A 4,196-nucleotide genomic window follows, 5' to 3' on the forward strand; every position below is an offset into this window, starting at 1 on the left:
TCAAAAGGAGGCACCCCCGTCATGGCATTCGAGGATCTCAAGGCCGAACTCGCGCTGCTCATCAACCAGATGGAGAACCAGCCCGAGGATCGCCACGAGCTTTATTTGCAGATTCGCGAGAGGCTGAACGAAATGCGCGCGTTCGGCATGCCGGTGCCGGAAGACCTGGTGAAGTTCGAGAAAGACCTCGAGGCCCAGTTCAAGGCCGAGGACGCCGCCGCCAAGAAGAGCTAGATCAGCCAGCGGGCGAGGGCGCCCCGTCCTCGATCTGCTCATAATTCCCATCGGCCCAGCGATAGACCGCATAGGGCGGCAGGCTCGGATCGCCCTTGTCGTCGAAGCGGAATTTTCCGATCACGGTGTCGAACTCGCCTGCGTTGAGTTCCTTGACCACGGCCGCAGTGTCGGTGGTGCCGGCCTTCTCCGCGGCCTCCTTCCAGGCCTGGATCGCGGCGTAGGTGTAGAGCACGTAGCCCTCGGGCTCGATGCCCTTCTCCTTCAGCCGCGCGACCACGTCGGCCGCGGCGGGGTTTTTGCGCGGGTCCGGCGAGAAGGTCATCAGCGTGCCTTCGCCCGCGGGGCCTGTGATCGACCAATATTCCTGCGTGACGAGCGCGTCCCCGCCCATCAGCACGGTGTCCATGCCCTGGTCGCGCATCTGGCGCAGGATCAGGCCGGCTTCGGTGTGATAGCCGCCAACAAACAGCGCATCGACATCCGCCTGCTTGAGCTTCGACACCAGCGCCGAATAGTCCTTCTCCCCGGCCGTGTAGGACTCGTTCAGCACCTCCTGCACGCCGGCGGCGTTCAATGTCTTCTTCACTTCGTCGGCCAGGCCTTTGCCGTAGGCGGTCTTGTCGTCGATGATCGCGATGTTCTTGTCGCCGAAATGCTTGGCGAGATATGCGCCGGCGATGCTGCCTTGCTTATCGTCGCGGCCGCACACGCGGTAGATGTTGGGGCCGGCCCGGTTGTCGGTGAGCGCCGGGTTGGTCGAGGCGGGCGAGATCATCACCGCATTGCTCTCGGCATAGACGTTCGAGGCGGGGATGGACGAGCCCGAGCAGAAATGCCCGGCGATCAGCGCCACGCCCTGGCCGGCCAAATGATTGGCCACCGCCACGGCCTGTTTCGGGTCGCAAGCGTCGTCCCCGACCCCGAGATCGAGTTGCTTGCCGAGCACTCCGCCGGCGGCATTGATGTCGGCGACCGCTTGCTCGGCGCCATTGGTCATCTGGGTGCCGAAAGAGGCGTATTGCCCGGTGACGGGTCCGGCTACGGCGATCTTGGTGACGTTAGGGTCGTCCGCGCCGTCGCAGGCGGCGAGCGCGAGGTTTGCCGTAAGCGCGGCGATCAGCCCTGCCAAACGCATCATTCCCATCTCCTTCAAAGCCTCGGCGGCCTCAGACTAGCTCAGGCGTCCCGCGCGCGCCACGTCAGCGGGCTGGTGCGCGCGTAGAGCCAGCGATATAGCGTCACCATCTGCGTCGTCCGCATCATGCGGAAGCCCAGTAAGGCGGCGGCAACCAACACCGCGTAGGTGACGAGATAGTAGTAGGGCGACAGCAGCGCGCCGTCGAACAGGGCATAGTTGAAGAAACGGACCGCGGCGCTGAGCAGCGCCATGTAGAAGAACACGCGCCAGAGCGGCTTCCAGGCGCGCGCTAGCCCGCGGCCGGCAAGGAACGCCGCCGCGCCGCCGATGATCACCGTGAGCACGAGGAACACGCGCAAGCCGTCGTCGGTGAGCCAGGGGGTCAGCGCGCTCATGCTCCGTTCGTCTCCTTCAGCACGGCGGTGTCGCCTTCGAGATACGCGGCGCGCACTTCTTTCCGTTCGAGGAGCTCCGCGCCGGTGCCCGACATGGTGATGCGTCCATTGACCATGACATAACCGCGGTCGGCGAGCTTCAGCGTGTGATAGGCGTTCTGCTCCACTAGAAAGACGGTGAGCCCTTCTTTGTTCAGCTCTTCGATCGCCGCGAAGATTTGTTTGACGACAAGCGGCGCGAGCCCCAGCGACGGCTCGTCGAGCAGCAGCAGCTTGGGCTGTCCCATCAGCGCGCGTGCGATGGCGAGCATCTGTTGCTCGCCGCCCGACAGCGTGCCGCCGCGCTGATCGGCGCGCTCTTTCAGCACCGGGAATAGCGTATGCACATGCTCCAGGTCGCGCTCGAAGCCGTCCGGGTCGCCGGCGATGATGGCGCCCATTTGAAGATTTTCCATCACCGTCATGCGTGGGAAGATGCGCCGGCCCTCCGGCGATTGCGCGATCCCCAGCCGCGCGATGTCGTGGGTCGGGAGGCGGCTGATGTCCTCACCGTCGAAGACGATGCGGCCTTGGCTGGCGCGAGGCCGGCCGCAGATCGTCATCATCGTCGTCGTCTTGCCGGCGCCGTTTGCCCCGATCAGCGCCACGATCTCGCCGGGCTTGATGTCGAGGTTCACGTCATGCAGCACGGGCAGGCGCCCGTAGCAGGCGGTGACGCTGTCGAGCGAAAGAAGCGCCTCGGTGCTCATGGCCGCACCTCGGACTTTACCTCTTCGACCTCCTCGTCGGCCACGCCGAGATAAGCGGCGATCACGTGGGGATCGTCGCGGATCTCTTGCGGCGTGCCGTCGGCGATCTTCTTGCCGTAGTCGAGCACGATGATGTGGTCGGAGATGCGCATGACCACGCTCATGTCGTGCTCGATGAGGAAGATGGCGATCTTCTCCTTCTCGCGGATGGCGTAGAGCAGTTCGTTGAGCCGGTCGCTTTCCCGCGCATTAAGCCCGGCGGCCGGCTCATCGAGACACAGAAGCAGCGGCCGCGTGCACATGGCGCGCGCGATTTCGAGCCGCCGTTGATCGCCGTAAGAGAGGTCTCCCGCCGCTTCGTCGGCGCGGGCCGTAAGATCGACTTGATCGAGCCAGTAGCGGGCGAGATCGACGGCTTGCTTTTCCGCGCGGCCGAAATTCACGAGACCGAGGATGGCGCCGATGGTGAAGCCCGAGGCACGCGCCAGCACGTTGTGCTGAGCCACCATCAGGTTCTCCAACACGGTCATGCCCGGGAACAGGCGGATGTTCTGAAAGGTGCGGGCAACGCGGGCGCGCGCATTGATCTCGTGATCGTCGAGCTGCTCAAGATAGTAGGGCGCGCCGTGCGCTGGCGTCAGCGTGATCCTGCCTTCGGTCGGCTTGTAGAACCCGGTGAGGCAGTTGAACACGGTGGTCTTGCCGGCGCCGTTCGGGCCGATCAGCGCGGTGATGTCCTCACGCCCCACGGCAAAGGACAGATCGTCGATGGCGACGAGACCGCCGAAGCGCATGGTCAGGTGCTCCACCCTGAGCACGGGGTCTTTGTCCCACGGTCTCATGCGCGGCCCTGTCCCACGAGGTCTCCGGAGATTTCGCGCGTGTCGCGAAGCGCGATAGTGGGCGCGCGAGAGGCGATGAGCCCGCGCGGTCGCCACACCATGATGCCCACCATGGCGGCGCCGAACAGCAACATCCGGTAGAGCGCCGGGTCGAAGCCCGCCCCGAAGAAGCTTTGCAAGCCTTCCGTATGTCTGAGCGCCTCGAAGCCGCCGACCATGACCACCGCGGCAATGACGACACCCAATTGGCTGCCCATGCCGCCGAGCACGACGATGGCGAGGATGATGGCGGACTCGATGAAGGTGAAGCTCTCCGGGCTGAAGAAGCCTTGCCGCGTGGCGAAGAACGCGCCGGCGAGCCCGCCGAACAGAGCGCCGGTGGCAAAGGCGGTGAGCTTGGAGATGGTAGTGTTGATGCCGAGCGAACGGCAGGCGATCTCGTCCTCGCGCATGGCCTCCCAAGCGCGCCCGATGGGCAGCCGCCGCATCCGCAACGTCACGAGATTGGTCAGGAAGGCGAGCGCCAGGATCACGTAGTAGAGAAAGATGATGCCGTGTAGCGCGTCGTATTTCAGGCCGAAGAAGCTGCTGAACGTCGCGCCCTCGGCGAAGGGCGAGAAGGGCAAGCCGAAAAAGGTGGGCTTGGGGATGCCGGAGATGCCGTTCGGCCCGTTGGTGACCTCGGTCCAATTGAGCAGCACGATGCGGATGATCTCGCCGAAGGCCAGCGTGACGATGGCAAGGTAGTCGCCGCGCAAACGCAAGACCGGAAAGCCGAGAATGATCCCCCAGAAAGCCGCCAGGATGCCGGCAAGCGGCAGGCAGATCCAGAACG

Annotated in this window: 6 protein-coding genes; 1 reads left to right on the forward strand and 5 read right to left on the reverse strand. The window is 64.7% G+C overall.

All coding sequences use genetic code 11. The annotated features are described in order from the left end of the window. Positions 1-234: hypothetical protein (locus ACSLE4_RS04925; RefSeq protein WP_435903362.1), on the forward strand; the 234-nt coding region annotated here is incomplete at its 5' end. Between the two features lies 1 nt (position 235). On the opposite strand, the gene ACSLE4_RS04930 is transcribed toward ACSLE4_RS04925, so the two are convergent. From ACSLE4_RS04930 to ACSLE4_RS04950, 5 genes are all read right to left on the reverse strand, one after another. Continuing rightward, positions 236-1,375 carry a branched-chain amino acid ABC transporter substrate-binding protein gene (locus ACSLE4_RS04930; protein WP_435903363.1) on the reverse strand — a complete coding sequence of 380 codons (1,140 nt, stop codon included), beginning with the start codon at positions 1,373-1,375 and terminating at the stop codon, positions 236-238. Between the two features lie 38 nt (positions 1,376-1,413). Then, on the reverse strand, positions 1,414-1,770 hold the full coding sequence (locus tag ACSLE4_RS04935; protein ID WP_435903364.1) for a DUF6867 family protein: 357 nt from the start codon (positions 1,768-1,770) through the stop codon (positions 1,414-1,416). Beyond that, on the reverse strand, positions 1,767-2,519 hold the full coding sequence (locus ACSLE4_RS04940) for an ABC transporter ATP-binding protein (protein WP_435903365.1): 753 nt from the start codon (positions 2,517-2,519) through the stop codon (positions 1,767-1,769). Before ACSLE4_RS04940 ends, ACSLE4_RS04935 begins: the two co-directional genes overlap by 4 nt. Beyond that, entirely contained in the window at positions 2,516-3,361 is an 846-nt protein-coding gene (locus ACSLE4_RS04945; RefSeq protein ID WP_435903366.1) for an ABC transporter ATP-binding protein, read from the reverse strand. Before ACSLE4_RS04945 ends, ACSLE4_RS04940 begins: the two co-directional genes overlap by 4 nt. Then, the coding region (locus tag ACSLE4_RS04950) for an ABC transporter permease subunit (protein WP_435903367.1) at positions 3,358-4,196 on the reverse strand (839 nt) is incomplete at its 5' end. The genes ACSLE4_RS04950 and ACSLE4_RS04945, both read right to left, overlap by 4 nt.

The sequence above is a fragment of the Methyloceanibacter sp. genome (assembly GCF_051306395.1).
Taxonomy (GTDB): domain Bacteria; phylum Pseudomonadota; class Alphaproteobacteria; order Rhizobiales; family Methyloligellaceae; genus Methyloceanibacter.